Annotated in this window: 22 protein-coding genes and 2 pseudogenes; 17 read left to right on the top strand and 7 right to left on the bottom strand. The window is 67.5% G+C overall.

Going from position 1 to position 21,050, the window contains the following annotated elements:
- The first annotated feature begins 152 nt into the window (after positions 1-152).
- The 9 genes and pseudogenes from ACFXKA_RS38005 to ACFXKA_RS37965 form a co-directional block, all read left to right on the top strand.
- Positions 153-524, top strand: coding sequence for a YidH family protein (locus tag ACFXKA_RS38005; protein ID WP_379431126.1), 372 nt, complete (start codon positions 153-155; stop codon positions 522-524).
- On the top strand, positions 521-838 hold the full coding sequence (locus tag ACFXKA_RS38000; RefSeq protein WP_379431106.1) for a DUF202 domain-containing protein: 318 nt from the start codon (positions 521-523) through the stop codon (positions 836-838). Before ACFXKA_RS38005 ends, ACFXKA_RS38000 begins: the two co-directional genes overlap by 4 nt.
- 29 nt (positions 839-867) lie before the next feature.
- Positions 868-1,839 carry a formylglycine-generating enzyme family protein gene (locus ACFXKA_RS37995; RefSeq protein ID WP_379431105.1) on the top strand — a complete coding sequence of 324 codons (972 nt, stop codon included), beginning with the start codon at positions 868-870 and terminating at the stop codon, positions 1,837-1,839.
- Positions 1,840-1,902: 63 nt separating this feature from the next.
- On the top strand, positions 1,903-3,351 hold the full coding sequence (locus ACFXKA_RS37990; protein ID WP_379431104.1) for a sulfatase-like hydrolase/transferase: 1,449 nt from the start codon (positions 1,903-1,905) through the stop codon (positions 3,349-3,351).
- 254 nt (positions 3,352-3,605) lie between these two features.
- Positions 3,606-4,187 (top strand): DUF3159 domain-containing protein, encoded by a 582-nt coding sequence (locus tag ACFXKA_RS37985; RefSeq protein ID WP_379431103.1) that lies wholly within the window; start codon positions 3,606-3,608, stop codon positions 4,185-4,187.
- 125 nt (positions 4,188-4,312) lie between these two features.
- Positions 4,313-5,185: pseudogene (locus ACFXKA_RS37980) on the top strand (DUF3533 domain-containing protein); the annotation flags it as partial.
- A gap of 125 nt (positions 5,186-5,310) precedes the next feature.
- On the top strand, positions 5,311-6,213 hold the full coding sequence (locus tag ACFXKA_RS37975) for an alpha/beta fold hydrolase (protein WP_379431102.1): 903 nt from the start codon (positions 5,311-5,313) through the stop codon (positions 6,211-6,213).
- An 89-nt stretch (positions 6,214-6,302) separates the two neighbouring features.
- Entirely contained in the window at positions 6,303-7,442 is a 1,140-nt protein-coding gene (locus tag ACFXKA_RS37970) for a lipase family protein (RefSeq protein WP_379431101.1), read from the top strand.
- A 277-nt stretch (positions 7,443-7,719) separates the two neighbouring features.
- A pseudogene (locus ACFXKA_RS37965) lies at positions 7,720-8,235 on the top strand (LysR family transcriptional regulator); the annotation flags it as partial.
- 298 nt (positions 8,236-8,533) lie between these two features.
- Here the strand turns inward: ACFXKA_RS37965 and ACFXKA_RS37960 are convergent.
- The gene (locus ACFXKA_RS37960; protein WP_379431100.1) at positions 8,534-10,396 is read right to left on the bottom strand and encodes a glycoside hydrolase family 5 protein; all 1,863 of its coding nucleotides are present in this window, start codon (positions 10,394-10,396) and stop codon (positions 8,534-8,536) included.
- A gap of 312 nt (positions 10,397-10,708) precedes the next feature.
- Here ACFXKA_RS37960 and ACFXKA_RS37955 point away from each other — a divergent pair, with 312 nt between their 5' ends.
- From ACFXKA_RS37955 to ACFXKA_RS37945, 3 genes are read left to right on the top strand one after another with little or no spacing between them, the layout of a single operon-like run.
- Positions 10,709-10,987 carry a hypothetical protein gene (locus tag ACFXKA_RS37955; RefSeq protein WP_379431099.1) on the top strand — a complete coding sequence of 93 codons (279 nt, stop codon included), beginning with the start codon at positions 10,709-10,711 and terminating at the stop codon, positions 10,985-10,987.
- A 5-nt stretch (positions 10,988-10,992) separates the two neighbouring features.
- Positions 10,993-11,445, top strand: coding sequence for a TetR/AcrR family transcriptional regulator (locus ACFXKA_RS37950; RefSeq protein WP_379431098.1), 453 nt, complete (start codon positions 10,993-10,995; stop codon positions 11,443-11,445).
- Between the two features lie 23 nt (positions 11,446-11,468).
- Positions 11,469-11,675, top strand: coding sequence for a hypothetical protein (locus ACFXKA_RS37945; RefSeq protein WP_379431097.1), 207 nt, complete (start codon positions 11,469-11,471; stop codon positions 11,673-11,675).
- Positions 11,676-11,925: 250 nt separating this feature from the next.
- Here ACFXKA_RS37945 and ACFXKA_RS37940 read toward each other — a convergent pair whose 3' ends face one another.
- Both ACFXKA_RS37940 and ACFXKA_RS37935 read right to left on the bottom strand, forming a co-directional pair.
- Positions 11,926-12,429, bottom strand: coding sequence for a MarR family winged helix-turn-helix transcriptional regulator (locus ACFXKA_RS37940; RefSeq protein ID WP_379431096.1), 504 nt, complete (start codon positions 12,427-12,429; stop codon positions 11,926-11,928).
- Complete coding sequence (locus ACFXKA_RS37935) at positions 12,426-13,781, bottom strand: DUF3533 domain-containing protein (protein WP_379431095.1); 1,356 nt, start codon at positions 13,779-13,781, stop codon at positions 12,426-12,428. Before ACFXKA_RS37935 ends, ACFXKA_RS37940 begins: the two co-directional genes overlap by 4 nt.
- 266 nt (positions 13,782-14,047) lie before the next feature.
- Between ACFXKA_RS37935 and ACFXKA_RS37930 the strand changes: the two genes are divergently transcribed.
- The 3 genes from ACFXKA_RS37930 to ACFXKA_RS37920 all read left to right on the top strand — a co-directional run bounded on the left by ACFXKA_RS37930 (position 14,048) and on the right by ACFXKA_RS37920 (position 16,116).
- Complete coding sequence (locus ACFXKA_RS37930) at positions 14,048-14,710, top strand: MerR family transcriptional regulator (RefSeq protein WP_379431094.1); 663 nt, start codon at positions 14,048-14,050, stop codon at positions 14,708-14,710.
- 365 nt (positions 14,711-15,075) lie between these two features.
- On the top strand, positions 15,076-15,411 hold the full coding sequence (locus ACFXKA_RS37925; protein ID WP_379431093.1) for a hypothetical protein: 336 nt from the start codon (positions 15,076-15,078) through the stop codon (positions 15,409-15,411).
- Positions 15,412-15,471: 60 nt separating this feature from the next.
- A complete protein-coding gene (locus tag ACFXKA_RS37920; RefSeq protein ID WP_379431092.1) occupies positions 15,472-16,116 on the top strand; it encodes a hypothetical protein in 645 nt (214 codons plus the stop codon).
- Between the two features lie 220 nt (positions 16,117-16,336).
- Here the strand turns inward: ACFXKA_RS37920 and ACFXKA_RS37915 are convergent, their stop codons facing one another.
- Genes ACFXKA_RS37915 through ACFXKA_RS37905 form a run of 3 tightly spaced genes read right to left on the bottom strand, consistent with a single transcriptional unit; the run spans position 16,337 to position 17,650 of the window.
- Positions 16,337-16,780 (bottom strand): SRPBCC domain-containing protein, encoded by a 444-nt coding sequence (locus ACFXKA_RS37915; RefSeq protein WP_379431091.1) that lies wholly within the window; start codon positions 16,778-16,780, stop codon positions 16,337-16,339.
- Positions 16,781-16,814: 34 nt separating this feature from the next.
- A complete protein-coding gene (locus tag ACFXKA_RS37910; protein ID WP_379431090.1) occupies positions 16,815-17,318 on the bottom strand; it encodes a pyridoxamine 5'-phosphate oxidase family protein in 504 nt (167 codons plus the stop codon).
- Positions 17,315-17,650: a metalloregulator ArsR/SmtB family transcription factor gene (locus tag ACFXKA_RS37905; RefSeq protein WP_364611996.1), complete on the bottom strand. Its 336-nt coding sequence runs from the start codon at positions 17,648-17,650 to the stop codon at positions 17,315-17,317. Before ACFXKA_RS37905 ends, ACFXKA_RS37910 begins: the two co-directional genes overlap by 4 nt.
- Before the next feature lie 1,163 nt (positions 17,651-18,813).
- Between ACFXKA_RS37905 and ACFXKA_RS37900 the strand changes: the two genes are divergently transcribed.
- Positions 18,814-18,987 carry a hypothetical protein gene (locus ACFXKA_RS37900; RefSeq protein ID WP_379431089.1) on the top strand — a complete coding sequence of 58 codons (174 nt, stop codon included), beginning with the start codon at positions 18,814-18,816 and terminating at the stop codon, positions 18,985-18,987.
- Between the two features lie 129 nt (positions 18,988-19,116).
- Here the strand turns inward: ACFXKA_RS37900 and ACFXKA_RS37895 are convergent, their stop codons facing one another.
- The gene (locus ACFXKA_RS37895) at positions 19,117-19,494 is read right to left on the bottom strand and encodes a hypothetical protein (protein ID WP_379431088.1); all 378 of its coding nucleotides are present in this window, start codon (positions 19,492-19,494) and stop codon (positions 19,117-19,119) included.
- 311 nt (positions 19,495-19,805) lie between these two features.
- Here ACFXKA_RS37895 and ACFXKA_RS37890 point away from each other — a divergent pair, with 311 nt between their 5' ends.
- Positions 19,806-20,696 carry a tetratricopeptide repeat protein gene (locus tag ACFXKA_RS37890; RefSeq protein ID WP_379431087.1) on the top strand — a complete coding sequence of 297 codons (891 nt, stop codon included), beginning with the start codon at positions 19,806-19,808 and terminating at the stop codon, positions 20,694-20,696.
- Positions 20,697-21,050 lie beyond the last annotated feature (354 nt).

Genomic DNA, 21,050 nt, shown 5'->3' with positions numbered 1-21,050 from the left:
CCGCAGCACCCGCCGATTCTGTGAACATCCACATGTTTCTAGACACGCTGTCGATTTGTAGGCATGATGTCAATCAGGGGGTTGAGTGTTGGATCGCGACCGAGCGAGGAACGAACGACGTGCACAGCCCCACCGGCGAGCAGGCCACCGAGATCCCAGGCCCCCACCCGGCCGCCGAGAGCGGCGGGGGCGAGGTCGCCGGGCCGATCGATTACCGGTTCAGCCTGGCCAATGAGCGCACCTTCCTAGCGTGGATCCGCACGGCGCTGGGGTTGCTGGCCGGTGGGGTGGCGGTCCAGACCCTGGCCGAGCAGTTTTCGACCTCGGGGTTCCGGCGCGCGGTCGCCGCGGCGTGCGCCGGGCTGGCGGTGGCGATCGCGGCGTGCGCGCACCGGCAGTGGAAACGCGTCGAGGCCGCCATGACCCGCGGCGAGCATCTGCCGGGATCGGTGCTGGTGCCGGTGCTCGCGGTCGGGGTCAGCGTGGTCACGCTGGCCGCGGGCGTCGCGGTGCTGGCGTCGTGAGCGCGGCAGGGTCGTGGCCGGCGGACGCCGGGCTGGCGGTCGAACGGACCGCGCTGGCGTGGCGGCGCACCGCGCTGTCGTCGGTGCCGGCGGCCGCGGTGCTGGCCCACGCCTCGGTCAACGCCGCCACGCTCGCACTCACCGTGACGACCGCGGCGGCGGTAGCCGCGCTCGCTGTCACCGCGATCTGCTGCTACCGCCGCAACCTCGCGTTGCGGGCGCGGCGCCCGCGCCGGATCGGACCAGTGATCGCGACCGTCGCGGCCTCTCTCACCCTCGCCGCGACCACCGCCACCCTCGGCCTCGGCCTGTGAACACCAGCTCTCGGGAAGGAGAACCCGCCATGCACTCACCCACACGCCACCACAACCCCGACCGCGAGCCGACCGGCGGATCCTGCTGCGCGCCGTCGCGCTCCGACACCGCCCAGCCCGCTCCCGCGCCGCTCACCGCGTCCCCGGTTGCCGGTATGACATCGGCGCTGGTTCGGCTGCCGGGTGGGCAGTTCTGGATGGGCAGCGAGGACCGCGATTGCTATCCGGCCGATGGGGAGGGCCCCGTGCGGCCGGTGCGGGTGTCTCGGTTCGCGATCGCCGCTCACACCGTCACCAACGCCGAATTCTCCCAATTCGCTTCCGCCACAGGATATCTCACCGATGCCGAACGCTACGGCTGGTCGTATGTGTTCGCCGGATTCCTGCCCGCGGCGTTGCGCCGCAACGCTCACCGCCCCGACCCGACACCGTGGTGGTGCGCAGTGCCGGGGGCGACCTGGTGGGCGCCGGAAGGCCCCGGCAGCGACATCGACGCCCGCGCCGATCACCCGGTCGTGCACGTCTCCTGGCGTGACGCGCAGGCCTACTGCGCGTGGGCGGGTGTGCGGCTGCCGAGTGAGGCCGAATGGGAGTACGCCGCCCGCGGCGGTGTCGAACACGCCCGCTACCCCTGGGGTGACGAACCCGAGGACGAAGGCTGCTACCGCGCCAACATCTTCCGCGGCCGCTTCCCCACCCACAACACCGCCGCCGACGGCTACTCCGGCACCGCGCCGGTCGAGGCGTTCGCCCCCAACGCTTTCGGGCTGTATCAGATGGTCGGCAACGTGTGGGAATGGTGCGCCGACCACTGGTCCGCCGACCATCCCCTGGGCCTGGCCGTGGATCCGCGCGGCCCCGCCGACGGCGAGACCCGGGTGCTGCGCGGCGGGTCGTATCTGTGCCACGACAGCTACTGCAACCGCTACCGCGTCGCCGCGCGCATCCACAACTCACCCGACTCCTCCAGCGGCAACACCGGTTTCCGCGTCGCCGCCTGACCCACCGATCCATCCGGCCGAGCGTGACGCGCGCGGCCCCCGCTTCACCGAAAGGGACACACCATGTCCGAACAGCCGATGAACGTGCTGGTCGTCATGTCCGACCAGCACAACCCGAAAATCCTCGGCGCCGCCGGCAATCCGCTCATCCACACCCCGAACATGGACGCGCTCGCCGCGCGTGGAACCCGCTTTGCCAACGCCTATTGCCCCAGCCCGATATGCGTGCCGTCGCGGGCGTCGTTCGCGACCGGGCTGTATCCGCATCAGACCGGGTACTGGGACAACGCGATGGGCTACGACGGCGCTGTCGAGGGCTGGGGCCACCAGCTCCAACGCGCAGGCCGCCGCGTCGAATCGATCGGGAAACTGCACTACCGCAACGCTTCCGATCCCACCGGGTTCGACGTCCAGCATCTGCCGATGCACTTGAAGGACGGGATCGGGCAGGTGTGGGGGTCGGTGCGCGATCCGCTGCCGCGCCGCGACAACGCCCCACTGATGGTGTCGATCTCCGGTGGCGCGGAATCGGATTACACCCGCTACGACGCCGCGGTCACCGACCGCACCTGCGACTGGCTCACCCGCAACGCAGACAGCAGCGAGCCGTGGGTGCTCTACACCGGGCTGCTCGCGCCGCACTTCCCCTACCTCGCGCCGCCGGAGTATTTCGAGATGTACGACCCCGCGGCGATGCCGGTCCCGACGATGCGGCCCGAGCACGGCCACACCCGCCACCCGTGGGTCGAGACGTTCGCCGGAGTCCTGCCGGGCCTCGATAACGCGAACACCGAGGAGGAACGCCGCCGCGCCGCGGCCGCCTACTACGGGCTGGTGTCCTACCTCGACCACAACCTGGGCCGCATCCTCGCCGCGCTCGACGCCTCCGGCCAGGCCGACAACACCCTGGTCGTGTACACCAGCGACCACGGCGACATGGTCGGCAGCCGCGGCCTGTGGGGCAAATCGCTGATGTACACCGAATCCTCCGGCATCCCGCTGATCGTGGCCGGACCCGGCGTGCCCGCCGGGCAGGTGTGTGACACCCCGGCCAGCCTGGTCGATCTGTATCCGACGATCCTCGACGCCGCCGGAGTCATCCCCACAGGGCCGGCTCGCCCGGGCCGGTCGCTGCGCGAACTCGCCACCTGCCCCACCGACGCGCGGCGGGTGGTGTTCAGCGAATACCACGCCATGGGCGCCCCCAGCGCGGCGTTCCTGCTCCGCAAGGGCGACTACGCACTGCACCACTATGTCGGCTACGACCCCGAGCTGTTCAACGTGGTCGACGACCCCGACCAGACCCGTGACCTGGCCGCCGACCCCGCCCACGCCAGTGTCCTCGCCGAGCTGACCGCGGAACTGATCACGCTGCTCGACCCCTACACCCCCGAGGGCGTCGACAAGCACGCCAAGGCCGATCAGGCCGCGCTGGTGGCCCGCTTCGGCGGACCCGAAGCCGCCGCCACCATGGGCACCCCCGGCGAAACCCCGCCCCCGATCGTCGACTGACCCCTCCCCGCCGCGCCGGGCAGCCCGCCCAGCGCGGCGCGCAGGGACCGTGTTCACCCGACGGGCCGCGCCGTCCGCGCCCTGCACGCCCCTCCGACCCCGCCCGCCCCGGCGCACCGAAGGCGTTGACTCACATGACAATTCCCCCCGCACCGAACACCCCACCCTCACCCCGGACTCCGCCCCCGGCCGGCCCCGGTATCACGCCCGCTCCGGTTCCGGGAGTTCGGGCGTTGTGGGCGAAGATCCGCGAGATGGGCGGTGCCCGCCACCTCATCGACGGCGCCGCCCCGATTCTGGGCTACGTGGTCGGCTTCTCGCTGGCCGGGATAGTCGTCGGTATCGTCGCCGCGGTCCTGACCGCGCTGGCAGTCGGAGTGGTGCGGCTGCGGCACGGCGACCGCCCCAAGGTCGTGGCCGTGTCCACCGCGATCGTGCTGGTGTTCTCCGCCATGGCCGCCACCACCGGCGAAGGCCGTGACTTCTTCCTGCCGCCGCTGATCCTCTACGCCGCCCTCGCGGTCGCGTTCGCGCTCAGCCTGGCCACCGCCACCCCGCTGACCCTGCCGATCTGCCGCAAGATCCGCTTCGAACCCGCCGAGGTCTCCGACCCGGCCGCGCGGGTGCGGCTGCATCGGCGGCTGACCGCCGCGTGGGCCGTGTTCTGCGCCGTGCACGTTCTGATCATGGCCCCGGTGTATCTAGCCAACAACGTCGTGCTGTTGGGGACTCTCGCGCTGATCCTCAACAAACCCGCACTGCTCGCCGCGTTCGCCGGCACCTGGGTGTGGGTCCGCGGTGGCGGCCGTGGCCGCGGCGGGCTGCCCGACAGCTAACCCTGCCCCACACCCGAGTCCTGCCCGACACCTGAGCAGGCCCACGCCCCTCCTCGATCCCTTCTACCAGGAACCCGGTGCCGTCATGACGAACCCACACCCAACCGGCCGTCACCGTCTACACCAACCCCCGCACCGGGTCGTTCGCCGCCGGTGTAGTCCAGTCCGTCGCCGGAACCGCACTCGCACAAGCCAATCAGCGCATCGGACAGCAACTCACCACCACCGTCAACGCCCAACTCCAACCCACCGCCGGCGCACCGGCACCGGAGGTGGCCGGGCTGACCCGGTTGATGCTCGCCGCACCGATCACCGTGGCCGTCACCGCCTATCACCCGTTGCCCGACGGCACCGGTGGCGGGCTGACCGCGTTCTTCTACACGATGATGGTGCTGCTGGCCGGGTTCACCGGCGCCATGGTCATCAACGCCATGGTCGACGTCTCTCTCGGGTTCGCGCCCACCGAATTCGGTCCCTGGTACGTGCACTACCCGCCCACACCCATCTCCCGGCTGCGCACCCTGCTGCTGAAATGGGGCATCATCGCGGGCACCGCCCCGATCGTCTCGGCGATCTTCATGGCCGTCGGGTACGCGCTGGGCATGCCCATCGACCGGCCGCTGGCGCTGTTCCTCTACAGCAGCTTCGCCATCCTCGCGGTCGGTGTCACCGCCCTGTCGATCGTGTCCGCCCTGGGCACCGCCGGGCTTTTGATCAACCTGGTCCTGTTCATCGTGTTGGGCCTGCCGTCCTCGGGCGGCACCATCCCGATCGAAGCACTCCCGAAAACCGTTGCGCGCCTGGCTGATTTCGAACCGATGCACCAGGTGTATCTCGGCATTCGCGCCATCCTCTATTTCGACGCCGACGGCGCCGCCGGACTGACCCGCGGAGTCTTGATGACCCTGTTCGGACTCGTCATCGGGCTGGTGCTCGGCGCCGCGGTCACCTCCTACTACGACCGCAAGGAACTGCACCGCAAGCCCGCGACCGAGTGACCGAAACCCTTGCCGCACCGGCGTTGGCGGACTGCGGGGGCGCTCGCTCAGGTCCTCGACTATCCCGGACATCGCACGAGCAACCGCTCCGACCCGATACCACTACGACCTCAGTAGGAAAAGCAATGTCGACCAATCTGTCTGCCGCCGCGAGGGGCTGGAGCGCGTGCGGCCGCCACCTCGATGCTTTCGGCATGGAGGTGTTCGTCACCGAACGCGGCCACCGCGGCGCACCGACGCTCCTGTTCATCCACGGGTTTCCCACCTCCAGCTTCGACTGGCGCGACACCATGGAGCTGCTCGCCGACGACTTCCACTGTGTCGCAGTCGATCTGCCAGGGTTCGGGCTCTCCGACAAACCCCTCGACTACAGCTACTCGCTGTTCCAGCAGGCCGATGTCGTCGAAGCCGTCACCGCCGCCCTCGACATCACCGCCGCCCACGTGATCTCCCACGACATGGGCACGAGCCTGCACACCGAACTCCTCGCGCGCAAACACGCCGGCAGCCTGCCGTTCACCCTGGCCGGTTCTACCCTCCTCAACGGCAGCATCCTCAAAACCCACGCCCAGCTCACCGACTTCCAGCGCATGCTCGAAACACCCTCACGCCTGCCCGAAGCCGCGCGCGTGTGCGCGGGCATGCTGCCCGGCTACGTGCCCGGTCTGCGCCGGTTGATGGCCCGCCCCCACCGCCTGTCCGACCAGGACGCGCGGGTCATGACCGAACTGCTCGCCTACCGTCACGGCCACCACCGGCTGCCGCACTTCTACGCCTACGTGCGCGAACGCTACCTGCACCAGCAACGCTGGCTCGATGCCCTGATCACCGAATCGGAGTCCGCGCCCGTGCAATTCGTGTGGGGCTCCGCCGACCCGATCGCCGTGATCGCCATGGGCATCGCCCTGTCCGAACTGGCCCCCCGCGCCCGGTTCACCGAAATCCCCGACATCGGCCACTTCCTGCCCATCGAAGACCCCGACAGCGTCGCCGCCGCCATCACCGCTTTCGCACCCACCAGCCACTGACCACCCGGAGCCAGCGCGCGCCACCTCTGAACACCTTGTCCCGCATCCGGATCCACGCCTGATCCCCGACACCTGGAGACCCGATCCTCATGTCCGCATCCTGGCCGCTCACCGCGACCGTGCTCGCCACCCTGGCCGCGCTGCCCGCCGTACCCGCCGTCGCCGCGCCCGTCCCGGTACCCGAAACCGGCGTCGTCGAATCCGTCGAGCCTCTCGCCCCGGCAGCAACGCTGCCCGGTTCGGTCGACTCCGCCCGAATCATCTACACGACCACCACCGCGGGCGGAGCCCCGGCCACCTCCAGCGGCGCGGTCTACTTCCCGCCCGGCCCGCCACCGCCCGGTGGCTGGCCGATCATCGCCTGGGCCCACGGCACCCTCGGCCTGGCCGACCAATGCGCCTACTCTCTCCGCGGACCCGCCGAAGTCGAGCGGGACTGGGCCTACCTCGACACCTGGCTCAATCAGGGCTACGCCGTCGTCGCCTCCGACTACGCCGGCCTCGGCACCCCCGGCGAGCAGCCCTACCTCAACGGCAAAGTCGAAGCCGCCAACATTGTCGACGGCGTCAAAGCCGCCACCCACCACTACCCCAATCTGTCGCGGAAATGGGTCGTCGTCGGTCAATCCCAAGGCGGCGAAGCCGCCATGTTCACCGCCCGCTACGCCACCGAATTCGGCGGCAGTGAACTGGACTACCGCGGCGCGGTCGGCACCGGAGTCCCCGCCTACAACGAAGAACTCATCGGCGCGGCCGGACCCGCGTTCCCGCCTGTGAAACTCAGCGGCTACAACACCCGCGCCACTCTCTACGTCCTCAACGGCCTGAAAACCAGCCACCCCGACCTCGACATCGACTCCTACCTCACCGACGCCGGCCGCTACTGGTTCACCCGTGCCCAGCAGATCTGCGGAGACGACATGTACACCGAACTCACCGACGCCGGAGTCTCGCTCAAAGACCTGCTGGCCCGCCCGCTGAGCGAACTACCGCCCGGGATGCTGCACAACGACCTCGCCCTGCCCGAAACAGGTTTCGACAAACCGGTATTCATCGGCCAAGGCCTGCGCGACACCAACATCATCATGCCCAACACCCTGCGCTACGCGGCCACCCTCACCGCCAACCACCAACCCCTGACCCTGCACACCTACTCCACCGACCACAACGGCACCGTCCTCGCCTCCCAGGCCGACTCGATCCCCTTCGTCACCAAAGCCTTCGCCTGACACCGACATCCCGCCGCGGGCCGGACCAACCACCGGCCTGCGTCCGTGATCGGTCAGGGGGTGTCCGGCCAGGCGGCAACCAGCCCCCACGCGCAAGCACCACTTCCAGCAATTCAGCAGGAACAACAATGTCGCAGGCGACGCCCACCGTAGCGGGCGATTCCGGCCCCGCTGTGCTGCTAGCGTCGGCGGCTTACTGGCGGACTGCTACAAATTGCTGATCGTTCACAGAAGAGCCTGGTAAACAACCCATTTCGGACTCCTGACCTGCATAGGCATGCCCCGCATGGAAGTTCATTCCCGACAGTTGCAGTACTTCATCGCGGTCGCGGAGGAATTGAGCTTCACCCGGGCCGCCCAGCGGCTGCACCTGTCACAGCAGGGCCTGAGCGCCCAGATCAAACTGCTCGAACACAAGATGGACGTCACGTTGTTCTCGCGGACCACCCGGCAGGTGGAGCTGACGGCGGCCGGAGCGGCATTTCTGCGACATGCACGAGACACGTTGGCCAGTTTGGCTTCCGGGCTCGAGGAGGCCCGGGCAATCCATCGCGGTGAACACGACCGGCTGGTACTGGGCTGCCTCGAGGGAGCGGCGCTGACCTTGACCGAGCCGATCCTGGCCATGTTCCGGGAACGCCATCCCGAGGTCAGCCTGGAGCTGAACCACTCCACTTACGAAACCCCATCGGCGGGCTTGGCGAACGGACAGGTAGATGTTGCGATCGTGCGCAGACCGTTCGAGGACGCCGGGCTGCGGTTCGAACGGCTGTTCCGGCAACCGCTGATGGTGATGCTGCCCGCGAACCATCGCCTGGCGGACCGCGAGCAGGTCGCGGCGTTGGCCGACTTTGAATCAGGCCTCGAAGTCCACGCCGTGAAGGATCTGACCGTGCCGTTCTGCAGCCGAGCGTGCGCGTTGTCTCACAACCACGCGTCCACCGCGTCCGTGGTCGGGTTCCCGGCCGTCTCGGGGAGTACGGGTGAGACGACCGGGAAACCGATCGGGCCGGCGGTGGGCCCGAATTCCAGGGCAGGGGAGTCAGGCCCACACCGTGGAACTTCGGGCCCGGCTGCTGTGCAGCCGTGGCTCAGGGGAGGGTGCGGCAGTAGAGCGCTTGCGGCCGGTTGCCGCGGTTGTTGTTGCCGGAGAAGGCGATTCCGGCGACGTACTCGTTGGCGTTGCACTGGCCCTTGTAGTAGCTGTTGGCCCAGTCGCCGCCCTCACCGGAGGCGGGACGGTTGTCGCCGCGGTCGAACCACAGGGTGCGGCCCGCACCCGCCAGGGGGACCCGGCCGGGTGCGCACAGGATTCCCGACATGGCGTCACCGCGCAGGCTGTAGCCGATCATGAACTGTCCTTCGGCACACTGATACTTGGTAAAACCGTTCGCCCAGTCGGTGCTGACCTTCTCGGAGCTGACTTTGACCGCGCCGGTGCCGGACTGCCACAAATCGCCCAAGGTGGCGTCACCGCAGAGCCCGCCCTGGCCGCGGTCGGTGACACCGAACAGTCGCTGGCCGTCGGGGCACACCATCTTGTGCGCGCCGTTGTCCCAGTCGGCGGCGGCGCGGATCGAGCGGTTGTCGTCCTCGTGGATGCCCTGGAGCATGGACCAGGTGCGGGTCGGGGTGACCTTGCCGGTGAAGCCGTTCGCGTCCATCAGACGAGTGAAATGCGCACCGCGCCAGTCGTCGGCGTCGATGATTTTGCGCAGCCCGCCCGTGGTGTCATAGCGCAGCAGACCCCAGGAGTTGCCCTTGTCGTTCTGCTGGAAGCCGATGATCGGCCAATAGGCGAAGTCGAGATCGCGGTCGATGAGGTAGTCGACCATGTTCTTGAACCACGCCTTGTCCAGGTCGTTGGCATCGGTTTTGCCGACACCGAATTCGCTGACCCAGACCGGGGCGGTGAAGTGCGTGTCGGCGGTCGTGGCGACATAACCGGCGCGTTCGTCCATCGATTTGAACAGATCGGCGCGCGACATATCGCGGAAGCGCGGGTCGTGCGTCTCACCGCCGCCGAGACCTGTGCCGCCGGTGTGGTTGGGCCCGATGTAGCCGTAGAAGTGGACCGCGTACACGACCTTGTGGGATTTCACCAAGGTGGTGGACAACCGCTTCATCGGCTCGAGCATCGGACGCTCGTGCCAGGTCAGGTCGGTGGGGATGCCCATCCAGTTGACGCCCTCGACCATGATGAGCAGATCCGGATTGCCCTTGGTGAGAATGGCGTCGCCGGCCTCCTGTGCGGCGTCGGCCCAGTCGTGGCTGTCGCCCTGCCCCCAGTTGGGGTTGTCCCAGGTGTCGCGGCGCACCTCGTTGCGCAGGTCCGCGCCGATGACGCCGGGATCGTTGCGATACCGGGCGGTCATGAACACCCAGTCGTCGATCCATTTCTCCCAAGACTGGCCCGAGTTCCAGCGCTCGTTGCCGTCCACGCCACAGCACCAGCGTGTGGTGGTGGTGTGATTGTTGAGGATGACGCCGAGTCCGGCCGAGGTGAGGGCGGCCACAGCTCGGTCGTACACCTCGATCGGGCGCAGTCCGTTGAGGTCCGGATTGGCCGTCAGTCCCTGCACCGCCCGGGCGTCGGTGATCATCTCATTCGAGAACGGCAGGCGAATGCTGTTGAGCCCCAGCGCCTTGAAGTCCGCGATCAGTTTGGCCATCGGCACCCGGTCCAGGCCCAGCGGGGCCCGGTGCCCGTTCTCCTCGGCGAAGTTGTTCGCGGCGACCTCGTCGTCGCCACTGCCGTTCCAGGTACCGCTCGAGCCGTGCCAGTTGCCGGACTTCAGCTTCACCCGATTGCCGTTGGCGTCGACGATGTAACGCCCGCTCGTACTCAGCGGGCCCTTCATGCCGCCGGGATCAGCTGTTGCGGGAGCGGTGCCATGCATGAACGGAACCACCAATGTTCCGAGCAAGAGCAGCACCGTGGCTAACTTTCTCATTCCGAATCCTCATCATCGCGAGACCAATCCGATTGATCGGCACCACTGATGACCAGCGACCCGGGCTACTCCCGGCGGGGCCGGTCGAGGAGCAACGGTAGGGTCGGAAACCCGATTTCTGAAACAGCAAATCTTCTGTGTTTGATCACCTTTTCTTGTTAATCACCCCCACCTGCAGATGACGATGGGACGTTCAAACACCCTGCGGCCCGGGGGCCACAGTCGCAGGTGCTTTGAACCTTCCTATGCCCGAATGCGGGGCGTCCATCCAGATGCGAGGGCGTGTGGTCGCGATGGTGTGCTCCTTCTCGGGTGGTCCGGGTTCGCCCGGTTATCGGTGTCGCCCTTGACCTCGGACTGCCCGAGAACAAATCGTTCCAGGCACTCGTCGTGGCCGTCGCCGTCTCCAACCGCCTGCACGAGTACCCGCGCCGAATCGTCCCCGGCCTCGACGGTCTGCACGCCAGCCTCGGACACCGCAACCTGGCCCGCCTCGCCGACCGCATGCGCACCCTGAACCACGGCGACCGCAGCTACAGCCGCCACGACCGGCTCGCCGACACCCGCGCCCGGCGAGTGCACGCGGTGTGACCACCATGCCGGCCGCCACCACGACATGGCAGTCTGGACGGGCCATGAACCAGCCTGCCCCGAGGATCGTGCGGCGGCCCTACGGCGGCACCCCCGCCGCCGACCGCCGCGCCCAACGCCGCGCCGCCCTGCTCGACGCTGCCCTCGATCTGCTTGCCGCCGAAGGGGTTACGGCTGTGACGGTGCGCAAGGTGTGCGCGGCCGCAAAGCTCAACGACCGCTACTTCCGGGAAAGCTTTGCCGACATCGACGATCTGATGGGCGCGGTCATGGAGCATCACATCGCGTTGGCGCTGACCACCCTGACCGAAGCGGCCGGCCAAGGTGACACTCCCGCCGAACAGACCCGGCTCGTGGTGAACAACGCACTCGACTTCCTCACCGAAGACCCCGGCCGCGCGCGGCTTTTCATCGAATCCCAAGCCACCGGACCCTGCGCACCGGCCGCCAGCAGCTGACCAAACTCGTCGCCGCGCTCGTCGTGAGCGAAGCCCGACGCCAGCACATCACCGGCCCCGCAACAGATTCCGACTTCGAACTGATCGCCCTGACCCTCGTCAGCGGCTGCTTGGAAGTCCTCGCCATGTGGCTACGCGGCGACCTCACCACCGAACGCACCGCCTTCACGAACTTCCTCGTCACGATGATCCTCACGGCCACCCACACCGAACCCGCAACGAAAATCTGAACGCCCTGTCTATGCCGCGTACCACGCTGACCGAACCGGCCAGCCCGCGGCGCCAACGGAAACGACTGAGCCCCCACCCGGACACCGGATGGGGGCTCAGCGGAGCCTCCCGGACGGGCATGGACTTCCTGGCCGTATTCCATCTCGCCGATAAACCGCCGGCCCCGTTGCGTGAGCTCACCGGAACCGCCCGTGATAGAGCGGAACTCCTGGCCCGGCAGACACTCGTCGCTTCGGCGCGGGCGCGTGACTATGTCTGGGTCGCATTCCTGTTCGACCGATGCGGCTCGGCCGGGCGGCCAATCGAGCGTTCCAGGCTGCTGACAAGTTTCGCGAGGACCAGGTGTTCGTCGGCGTCGAGCGTTGCCAGCAGCTGCTGTTCGGTTGCGTGATAGTGGGCGAGGAGGCGGTCGGTCAGGTCCAGGCCGTACTCGGTCAGCCTGAGGTGGATGATGCGGCGGTCCTGCTCGTCGCGTTCCCGGGTGATCAGCCCCTCCCTCTCCAGCTTGTCCGCGCGCACGGTCATCACGGAGCAGGTGACCCTGTCGAGGGCGGCCAGTTGGCTGGTGGTCAACCTATGGGAGGCGTCGGTCTGACGCAGCGTCACGAGTACGTGGAAGGTGGCGGCGTTGAGCCCGCGCTCCTTGAGAACCGGCGCCAGTTGGGCCTTCCAGAGGGCGGCGATGCGGTAGAGGCGGCCGAGTGGCCGCAGCGCCGGGTCCTCCGCCAAGGCCGGCGTAGGACCCGCGTTCATGCGCGCGTCGGCTCCGCGGGGCAAGCGGTGATCCCGGTTCGTGGGGGCGCGGTCCGGTGCAGGCCCTTGCGGTCGTAGAGGTGGGTGATGGCGACGCCGAGGATCAGGGCCACGGCGAAGCCGATGCCGACCATGGTCCAGGCGCGGCCGAGTCCGGCGGCGGCCTGCGCGTCGAAGTAGAGGATGGCGCGGACGCCGTCGACGACCTGCCGGAAGGGCTCGAAGTCCGCGAGGAACCGGTAGAAGCCCGGCAGGGCCTGCAGCGGGATGGTGGCACCGGCGGACGGGATGGCCAGGCCGATCAGCACGAGCATCGAGACAATGGGTCCCGGGGTGCCCAAGGCGGCGAGCAGAGCCAGGGCGGTGATGCCCATCGCGGCGGTGGCGCAGGTTCCGAAGATCCACAACATGGGCAGATGGGAGGCGTCGATGCCGATGATGCCGACGGCGGCAGCCATCGCCAGTGCGGAGGTCAGCATCGACAGGATGAGCATGAGGACCGAGCCCACCGCGAAGTGGCGCACCCGGCTGATGTGCTGCACGGGCTTGACGGTGCGGAACGGGCCCTTGTCGTTGGCGAGGTAGCCGAGGGCGGTGTCCACCTGGGCGTGGATCACGTTGGCGCCCAACATGCCACCGAGGACGAGGACGAGGGTGTAGAAGAACGCGCTCAGCCCGAGGCCGCTGTGGTGGCCGAGCGGGTAGCCCTCCTCGACGGTGGCCTTGACGGGGTCGGCGATCATCAGCTGCGCGGCGGCACCCGGTGCGGTGGGCTGCTCGGCGGAGCCGGTGGCGGCCTGGTGGGCGGCCTGCTGGCTCAGCACCTGCGCAAGCTGCACACCCACCTGGGCAGAGGTGCTCTGCACGACCTTGCGGTTGATCTCGGCGGCCATGGAGGAGCCGAAGCTTCCCGCGGCGGGGTTGGTCAGCACTGTCATGGTCGGCGGGTGTGCCTCGTGGTGGGCCGGCCCGGCGAGGGCGGCCACGGAGGCGGAGAAATCCTCCGGGATGACGAGCGCGCCGAACGCCTCATCCTTGGCGAGGAGGTCGTCGGCGGTGTGGCGGTCGACCAGCTTCCAGGCGACCTTGCCTTTCAGATCGGCGGCGCCGCTGATCTGCGGAGTGATCTGCGCGCCCAGGTTGATCTGTTTGCCGGCGACTTGGGTGCCTTGGTCGGCGTTGACCAGGGCGATCGGCAGGTCCTTCATCGAGCCGACCGGGTCGTTGTTGGCGCCCAGGTACAGCAGGGACAGGACCAACGACAGCAGTCCGAGGATCAGCGCCGACGGCAGCCACAGGCTCTTACTGCGCAGCAGCCCGCGGGCGCTGGCCCGAAGTGCGTGCTCAGACATGGCGGCTCCCGCAGCTGAGTGCGGCGGCAGGGGCCTGCTTGTGGCACCTGGTTCTGGTGAGGCGTGGCGCTGGCATGGTGCTCCAGTTTCGATGTGCGCCGAGAAGGCGTCGGAGTGCGGGAATGAGGGTTCCTGTCATCGCGGCTGGTCAACCGAGCCGATTGGAAACCTTAACTTTCTAGCTAGATAGTGACACTATTGAACGTGTGCGTCCATTTGGGTGTCTGAGAGACTGGCCACACCGAACCGTCCGAGCGAGTGAGCGTATGAGGATCTCTGACCTGAGCCGCCTGACCGGGACGCCGGTCGGAACCATCAAGTACTACCTGCGGGAAGGCCTGCTGCCGCCCGGCCAATCCCTCGGCGCCACCCTCACCCTGTACGGGGACGAACACGTCCAGCGCCTGCGCCTGATCCGCGCCCTGACCGCCCGTGGCGGCCTGTCCATCGCCGCCACCCGCGACGTCCTCACGGCGATCGACCAGCCTCTGGAACCACTGGACACGCTCCGCGTCGTCCACTACGCCCTGCCCACCCCGGTCGACGCCGCCGAGACCGGCGCGGTCGACGAACAGGCTCCGCGGGTCGACGCGTTGTTGCGGGCCATGGGCTGGGACATCTCCGACGCATCCCCGCACCGCAACGCACTCGCCGCAAGCCTGATGGACCTCAACCGCCTCGGCATGGAGTACAGCACCGAGGAACTCCTGCCCTACGCCGAACTCGCCGCCGCCGCAGCACGACTCGACCTCGACCGACTCGAACACATCAAGGACCGCCTGCGACTCGCCGAGCACGCCGCGATCGTCGTACTGCTGCTCGAACCGGTCCTGGCGGTCCTGCGGCGCCTAGCCCAGGAGGACGAATCCCGCCGCCGGACGGCTTGGGCCCCTGGGACCGACGGCCGCCACACGGAGGAACTCCACTGACCCGACACCTGGATCGACCGGGCGCCGCCGAAGTCAGGGTCTGCGCATCGACCGGTTCGGGGTCCCGCTGGACGCCAAGCAGGCCAAGCGGTTCGGGAAGACCACCAGCAACGTCGGATGGTTCGGCGTCACTGGCTACGCCGCCGCCGACGCGGTAGCGGTCACCGTAGCCGGCAGCCTCGACACCCATCGGGTCGACGTCGCCGACGACGGCCTCGTGCTGGCCGCTGTCCGTGCCCGTCTCGACGAGGACCCGGTCATCGTGATCCACCTCGCGGACGGCGAGAACATCGTCGCCCCCTAACGCTCCCCGCAGCCTCGAAGGCCGGGCACCACCACGGTGCCCGACCTTTCTGCTGTTCACCGTGACCCACGAAACCTGTTCGGTCGAGGCCGAATCGTTTGCCCCGAAACCGTATTCGCGCGGCGAGGTCGAAGCGATGGGCGTGCTCGCCGCGCAGGCCCGCGTCGATATTGCGGCCCGCCTTCGACATGCCCATCAGCGCGGCGGTCGACGTAGGTGCACACGGTCTCCGTTGGCCGATCGCTTCTCCGAGATCGGGTTTGGACGGGATCGGCAACCGCGCGTAGTCGATCGCCTTGTCCACCAACGACACCCGCTGCTGATGCGCCCGCGCGGCACCCGACGGCGGGCGCCACTGTCCACGCTGTTCGCCCTGGTGCGGGCTGCGTTCGGGTAGCCGGTCCCACATGTCCCGGACGCGGAGCCCGACGCGGTCGAGGACGTCTTTGTCGTCGCAGTGGGCGAAGTCCCGCAGCTCGATGACGCGCTGATCAAGTGCACCAACCTGTTCGAGAACCTCGAGGACACCAGCGGGCGGATGGTGTTCGACGGCGGCCGCGACATCAACGACCTCGACGTGCTGTTCATGACCGTCCCCGCGTTGGACAAGGACGCCGCCCGCGCCCAGGTCGCCACCACCTGGCAGCTGCTGCTGGAACGTGCCGGGCGCACTGCGAAAGACCTGCGGCGCAACGTGATCCTGTTCATCAACGAGCTCTCGGTTTCTGCACAAGTAGGAGTGTGGTGCTGGGGTGTACCCCAAAACGACACGCCGCCATTCGAATCACCGACGCGGCCTGAGCGCGATCCGCGCGACACGCCGCCACTAGGCCCCGGCATCCTCTCTACCCGCCCGCGGCCGGATTTGCAGATTGTGCACGGCGTCTGGGGCGGCGAGGGTCACCACGGCGCTTCAGCAGGACACCAAGGTCGAACATCGTGCCCGTGTGGCCGTGCCTCGGCGGCGCGGCGGTACCAGGTTTCGGCGGCGGCGTTGTCGCCACGGCCCTTCAGCAGCACGCCAAGGATGTACATGGCACCGCGTTGCCGTCATCGGCGGCGCGATGCCGGGAGCACGCCAGCGCAGACTCGAACTGTCTGACCACGGCGCGCGGCTGCGCGATGACGCTGGCGCGTTCACGTAGCCACTGGTGCCATTGTCCGGGCTCGAGGTCGGCAGGCATGAAGGACGAACAGTCGGTTACGCAGCTGTGGAGTCACATTGGCCAGATAGATGTCGGTGAGTGCGGTTCACAGGTTCGACCAGATTTCGTTCTGCCGATTGCGATATCGGGTCCCGTCCCCCCGGACCACAGCCGCTGTCACAGGGTATGTGCGAGGCGGTCCAAGCTTTGGCCCCAGCCGTAGGCCGCGCTGTCGTCCGGGGACAACGGGCCGGGAGCCAGCAGGTGGAAGTTCATAGCGGTCTTGCCTTCTCCGGCATCGGCGAAGGTGACCGTGATGACGGAATCTTGCTCGGGGCCGCCATCGCCAGTGGGGTCACCCCAGGTGAACACCAACCGTTCGGGTTCGACGATCTCGCGGAATCTTCCGACGTTGCGGTATTCGGTGCCGTCGGTGTCGGAGACCATGATCGATTCGTAGCGGCCGCCGGGAACTGGTTCGGCGACGATGCTGTCGCCGCGGGTGGTGAAGCCGTGGGGGCCGGCCCATTCGGCGATCTGGTCGGGTTCGATCCAGGCCCGGAAGACCAGGTCGCGGGGCGCGTCGAAGACACGGACAAGGGTGAATTCGCGGTTGCTCATGAGGCGTTGGTTCTCTCGGATTGTCGCGAGGGGTTCAGGCGGGCTGCTGCTGACCGGTCATCCAGTCGGGTGCGCCGCTGGGGAAGCGGGTACGGAAGTCCATCACCGCAGCCCAGGTGGGTCGCACGGCGATGCGCTCCATACGGGGCGCCATCCCGGCCACAAACTGCAGATACTCCTCCACCGCGGGATCGCCGCCCTTGCGCATGGCCGCCGCGTATTCAGGTAGAAGGCCGTCGGATTCGCTGATCTCAGCACGGCCACGCAGCAGCAGCACCTGTGGCGGAGCGTCGTTGGTGTCGATGGTGAGGGCGACATCGGGCCGAGCGCGCAACGCACGGTTCTTGTGCGAGGGCGCGAATCCGGTCATCACCACCTCCTCGCCGTTCCACCAGAAGTTGATCGGGACAACGCGTGGGGTGCCGTCGGCGGCAGTGAAGGCCAGCCGGGCAGGCAGATTCGCCACCAGCAGTTCGCGCGCGATAGTGGTATCCAGCAGCCGCAGGTCCCCCTGTGGCAGGTCCAGGTGTTCGGTCACGGTAGCTCCTTATGTTGAATGCGTTGCAGATGTTCGTCGAGGCGATCGAGGCGATCGCCCCAGAAGTTTCGGTAGCGCTCCAGCCAGTCGGTCGCCGCTGCTAGCGGGGCGGGCTCGAGTCGACAAGGACGCCACTGTGCGTCGCGGCTTCGGGTGATCAGCCCGGCGCGCTCGAGCACCTTCAGGTGTTTGGAGACAGCGGGCAAGCTCATCGCGAACGGTTCGGCCAGCTCGCCGACTGTCGCCTCCCCTTCCGCGAGCCGGGCGAGTATCGCCCGCCGGGTCGCATCGGACAGGGCGGCGAAGACGGAGTCGAGTTGATCCTCGGACATGACGTTTATTACACCATTCGGTTAATTAACCAAGTGGTTAAATGATGCGCTGCCTGAGGCAGGTTGTCAATACCTGCAATCAAGAGGCTGCGGCGCGGGCGCCGCTACCCGTGAACGCATGGAGGGATCGCTCGTTCGCAGCTTCCCGATCGTGCGGTCTCGCCCCACGTTCACTACCGCGACGCTGGGGCGAGACCCTCGTCCATCCGAACTCGTCCATCCGATGTGGCAGACCCCGGGAATCGGGTCGAACGTAGCCTGCCGTTGACCTTGAACGCCTACCCTCGCCTACGTCGGCCCCCTTTTGCGGTGGCGCAGACCCCTCGGCATTGCCCTTGGGTGTTCGTGGCGTTGCTCGCGTGCGGTCGACCTCGGCGTACACCGCCGCCGCGAGTTGAGAATCCAGCCCGCCCCGGTGAGACCGGGCGTCGAGCCAGGGATTCGGAGGCGCGCCATGACAGCAACCCCACACGAACCACGCAGTGACAGACCCGTCCGCCGACCGGGAAAACGGCCTACGATCACACCCGCCATCACCCCCGATTCCGACGACGATGTGCCGGTAGTGCACTGGCCGGAGCCGAGTCGGCTCGAATCGTGGTGGCACGCCGTCATGCACCCCGCCGCCGAGCCACCCACACCCACATGACCAGAACCGGCTCGACCGGCAGTCGCCGGTAGTTCCCGGCACGGCCGGTACGGCGAATTCCACCCGGGATACGGGACCCCGAAGCCTCACGATGATGCGACCGTTCGGTATTTTCTGCGGGTAGCGTTCTGCGTATGGTGCGCCATCCGGCGCCGATGCTCGCCACGCCCGGGCCCGCTCCCGCCGACGACGACACCCGGTACGCCTACGAATGGACCTACAACGGAATCCGCTGCCTGGCATGGATTTCCGACGGCGTGTGCCACATCATCAGCCGCAACGGCAACTCCCTCAACGCGGCCTTCCCCGAAATCCCCCGCCCTGGCATCGCTGGCGGCGGGGCGGGAGCTGACCCTCGACGGCGAACAGGGCTGAAGACTACGTCGATGCCCTCGAGTCCATCTGTGAGGCCATTGGTGGCGAGTTCCTCCTCGATGCGGACTTCCGCTTCAGCAATGAGGATTTCGACGAATACGAGCTTGTCAACGGATTGAACGACGGGAGCCTCCTGCCTGTGGCCGAGGGAGGCGGCTGGGGCTGTGGGTGCAAAGAGATGTGTGCCGAGGAGCTCGATGAACTGGATGATGACGACGAATACGACTACGAAGAAGACGAAGACCCCTATCTGGTGATCGAGTGCATGCTCGCATCTCGGGAGGCCAAGAAAGACCTGGTCTGCTTCTGGTGACACGCCCAACCAAGGAGCCGGAAAGCGGCTGGAGAACGCACTCTTCTGCCGCTTACGGGCGGCTCGGATCGGCCGAGCTGCGGGCCGGCCGAACGCACCCTCATGCCGATGAGCGGGCAGTGGATTCGTTCAGACGCCTGTCGGAAAGATCTCGATCGAGGTTGGGCGGAGGCATAGGTGCCGACCGGTACCAACCGCGGGTGCGAGATCTGATTCGATCAGGACCGTGCCCGGATTGAGGCTCAACGCGATCACACCATCGTCATATGCCGTCGAGACCTCTCCACACACCACAACTGCCCCGTCCAGGGTCTTCACTCCACTGAATTCACCGATTCCGACTGCGCCGATCCAGGATTCGACCTCATCGATGCCCAGCTCCACCAGACACGCCTCGCCCTCGCGTGCACGGCCGTGCCCTCGCCAGACGGCCGACCATTCACCGCTCGCCGAGCGAACAGCAACTGCCTGCCCCGGAGAAGCGTCATGAAGAAAGACCACTTCCACTACCGGTAATCCTCTCAGCGCGAACGACGAGGCCCGCATCCAGGCAAACGCACTGTACTGCCGCATACCGCGCTGACCGAACCGGCCAGCGCTGGGCGTCGGAAGATCAACTGGCCGTGTCGCTCCGGGGCAGGCGGAACGTCCACTACTGCCGAGTTCCGGATGAATGTCTGTATCACTTGCCGGAGATTCCCGGCCACGGGCGCGAAGTGCGGGGGTACCGGCGACCGGGCTGCACTGTGGGTCAAACATCGTCGACTCCAATATATTTCGGGTCTGGACGGTGGATCGCTATCGCATACTGTGGTCGGATGTCCATCGATGTCATCGTGGCCAATGTGTTGGCGCACTGCGGCGGTGATCGCGAACGGGCCGCCCGCCACCTGTCTCGTGCGATCGCCGCCACGCCGTCCGAAGCCGAGGTCTACGCGGCTGCGGTCGAGTTGCTACCCACGCTCGGTGAGTTGCCTGCCGACGATCCGACTGTCGCGCCGCTGTTGGCCTTCGCCTACTTCTCGAGCGGTCGGATGGACGATGCTGCGACTACTCTCGGGGCACTCAGCGGCATCAGTCCGCACATAGCGTGGGCTGACGCGCCGTGGTTCGCCGATGTGTCTTTCCTGTCCAAGGTAAGTATCGAAGCGGTGCGGGAGGCCGTGTATCTGCTCTTCGACCATGCGGCGGTGCCCGAGGACCCGGCCGCCGCGCCCTGGCTGCGGGCGATCCAGACACTTACGACTCGGTTGAACCTGAGCCCCGAAGACCTTGCCGGGCTGGCGATCTCCCTTCGCCTCTTGGGCAGAACCGACGAGTCGCTGGCGCTGTGCGACCGCGCCGACCGCGTCGGCCGAACCATGCTGACCGAGGTCGTCCGAGGCGGGACCTGGCGGCTTCTCGGAAACCTGGACGAAACGGCCGCCGCATTCCGCCGCGCACTCGCCCTGGAGCCCGACAACTGGTCTCTGTATCTCGATTTGTCCGACCTGCACGCGGAGCGCGGCGATCATCCCGCCGCCCTCGCCGCCGCCCAGGCGGGCCTGACCCATTCACCGAACGAACCCATGTTGCGCGCCGCCCGCGCCGCCCACCACGCGCGCCTGACCGGCACCGCAGACGCACTTCGTGAGTTCGAGCGGCTCGCGCCCGACATCGATCCGGCCTATTCCCGTTGGCTCCGGGACCAAGCCACCGGTGCTGATTGACTCCATCCGCTGACGCCGCAACTCACACGCCCGGATAAGTGACCATATCTCGCAAGGGTTCGCCGCCGATAGGCCGGTTTTCGCCAATCGCGTTGCGCGAATGCGATATTCAACCAAGCACGCGCATCGCCACTCCGCTCACGACGGCGCCCTGTCATGCCGCATACCGCGCGTTCTGCTCTGGCGGTTCGCCGGGACCGCGGCATCGTGAAGGATGGCTACCTCTCCCGACCTCGATGTCACCTTCGCCGGTGAGGACCTAGGGCCTGTCTCGAAGTTGATAGGGCGGGCGTGTGGCCCGCCCTCACTACTGCCCGAGCCATTGGTTGATGACAGCGACATGGATCGTGGCCT

The sequence above is a fragment of the Nocardia sp. NPDC059228 genome, assembly GCF_042754245.1.
Lineage (GTDB): Bacteria > Actinomycetota > Actinomycetes > Mycobacteriales > Mycobacteriaceae > Nocardia.
The sequence above is the reverse complement of the archived record's forward strand: the minus strand, read 5'-3'. Positions and strand labels throughout refer to the sequence as shown.

Bases quoted from the DNA above. Each gene is read 5' to 3' on its own strand.
- ACFXKA_RS37995 (WP_379431105.1), top strand. From the start codon at position 868: ATGCACTCACCCACACGCCACCACAACCCCGACCGCGAGCCGACCGGC.
- ACFXKA_RS37960 (WP_379431100.1), bottom strand. From the start codon at position 10,396: ATGAGAAAGTTAGCCACGGTGCTGCTCTTGCTCGGAACATTGGTGGTT.
- ACFXKA_RS37940 (WP_379431096.1), bottom strand. From the start codon at position 12,429: ATGAACGCGGGTCCTACGCCGGCCTTGGCGGAGGACCCGGCGCTGCGG.
- ACFXKA_RS37975 (WP_379431102.1), top strand. From the start codon at position 5,311: ATGTCGACCAATCTGTCTGCCGCCGCGAGGGGCTGGAGCGCGTGCGGC.
- ACFXKA_RS37985 (WP_379431103.1), top strand. From the start codon at position 3,606: ATGGGCGGTGCCCGCCACCTCATCGACGGCGCCGCCCCGATTCTGGGC.
- ACFXKA_RS37970 (WP_379431101.1), top strand. From the start codon at position 6,303: ATGTCCGCATCCTGGCCGCTCACCGCGACCGTGCTCGCCACCCTGGCC.
- ACFXKA_RS37905 (WP_364611996.1), bottom strand. From the start codon at position 17,650: ATGTCCGAGGATCAACTCGACTCCGTCTTCGCCGCCCTGTCCGATGCG.
- ACFXKA_RS37990 (WP_379431104.1), top strand. From the start codon at position 1,903: ATGTCCGAACAGCCGATGAACGTGCTGGTCGTCATGTCCGACCAGCAC.
- ACFXKA_RS37950 (WP_379431098.1), top strand. From the start codon at position 10,993: ATGCCGGCCGCCACCACGACATGGCAGTCTGGACGGGCCATGAACCAG.
- ACFXKA_RS37915 (WP_379431091.1), bottom strand. From the start codon at position 16,780: ATGAGCAACCGCGAATTCACCCTTGTCCGTGTCTTCGACGCGCCCCGC.
- ACFXKA_RS37935 (WP_379431095.1), bottom strand. From the start codon at position 13,781: ATGTCTGAGCACGCACTTCGGGCCAGCGCCCGCGGGCTGCTGCGCAGT.
- ACFXKA_RS37930 (WP_379431094.1), top strand. From the start codon at position 14,048: ATGAGGATCTCTGACCTGAGCCGCCTGACCGGGACGCCGGTCGGAACC.
- ACFXKA_RS37890 (WP_379431087.1), top strand. From the start codon at position 19,806: ATGTCCATCGATGTCATCGTGGCCAATGTGTTGGCGCACTGCGGCGGT.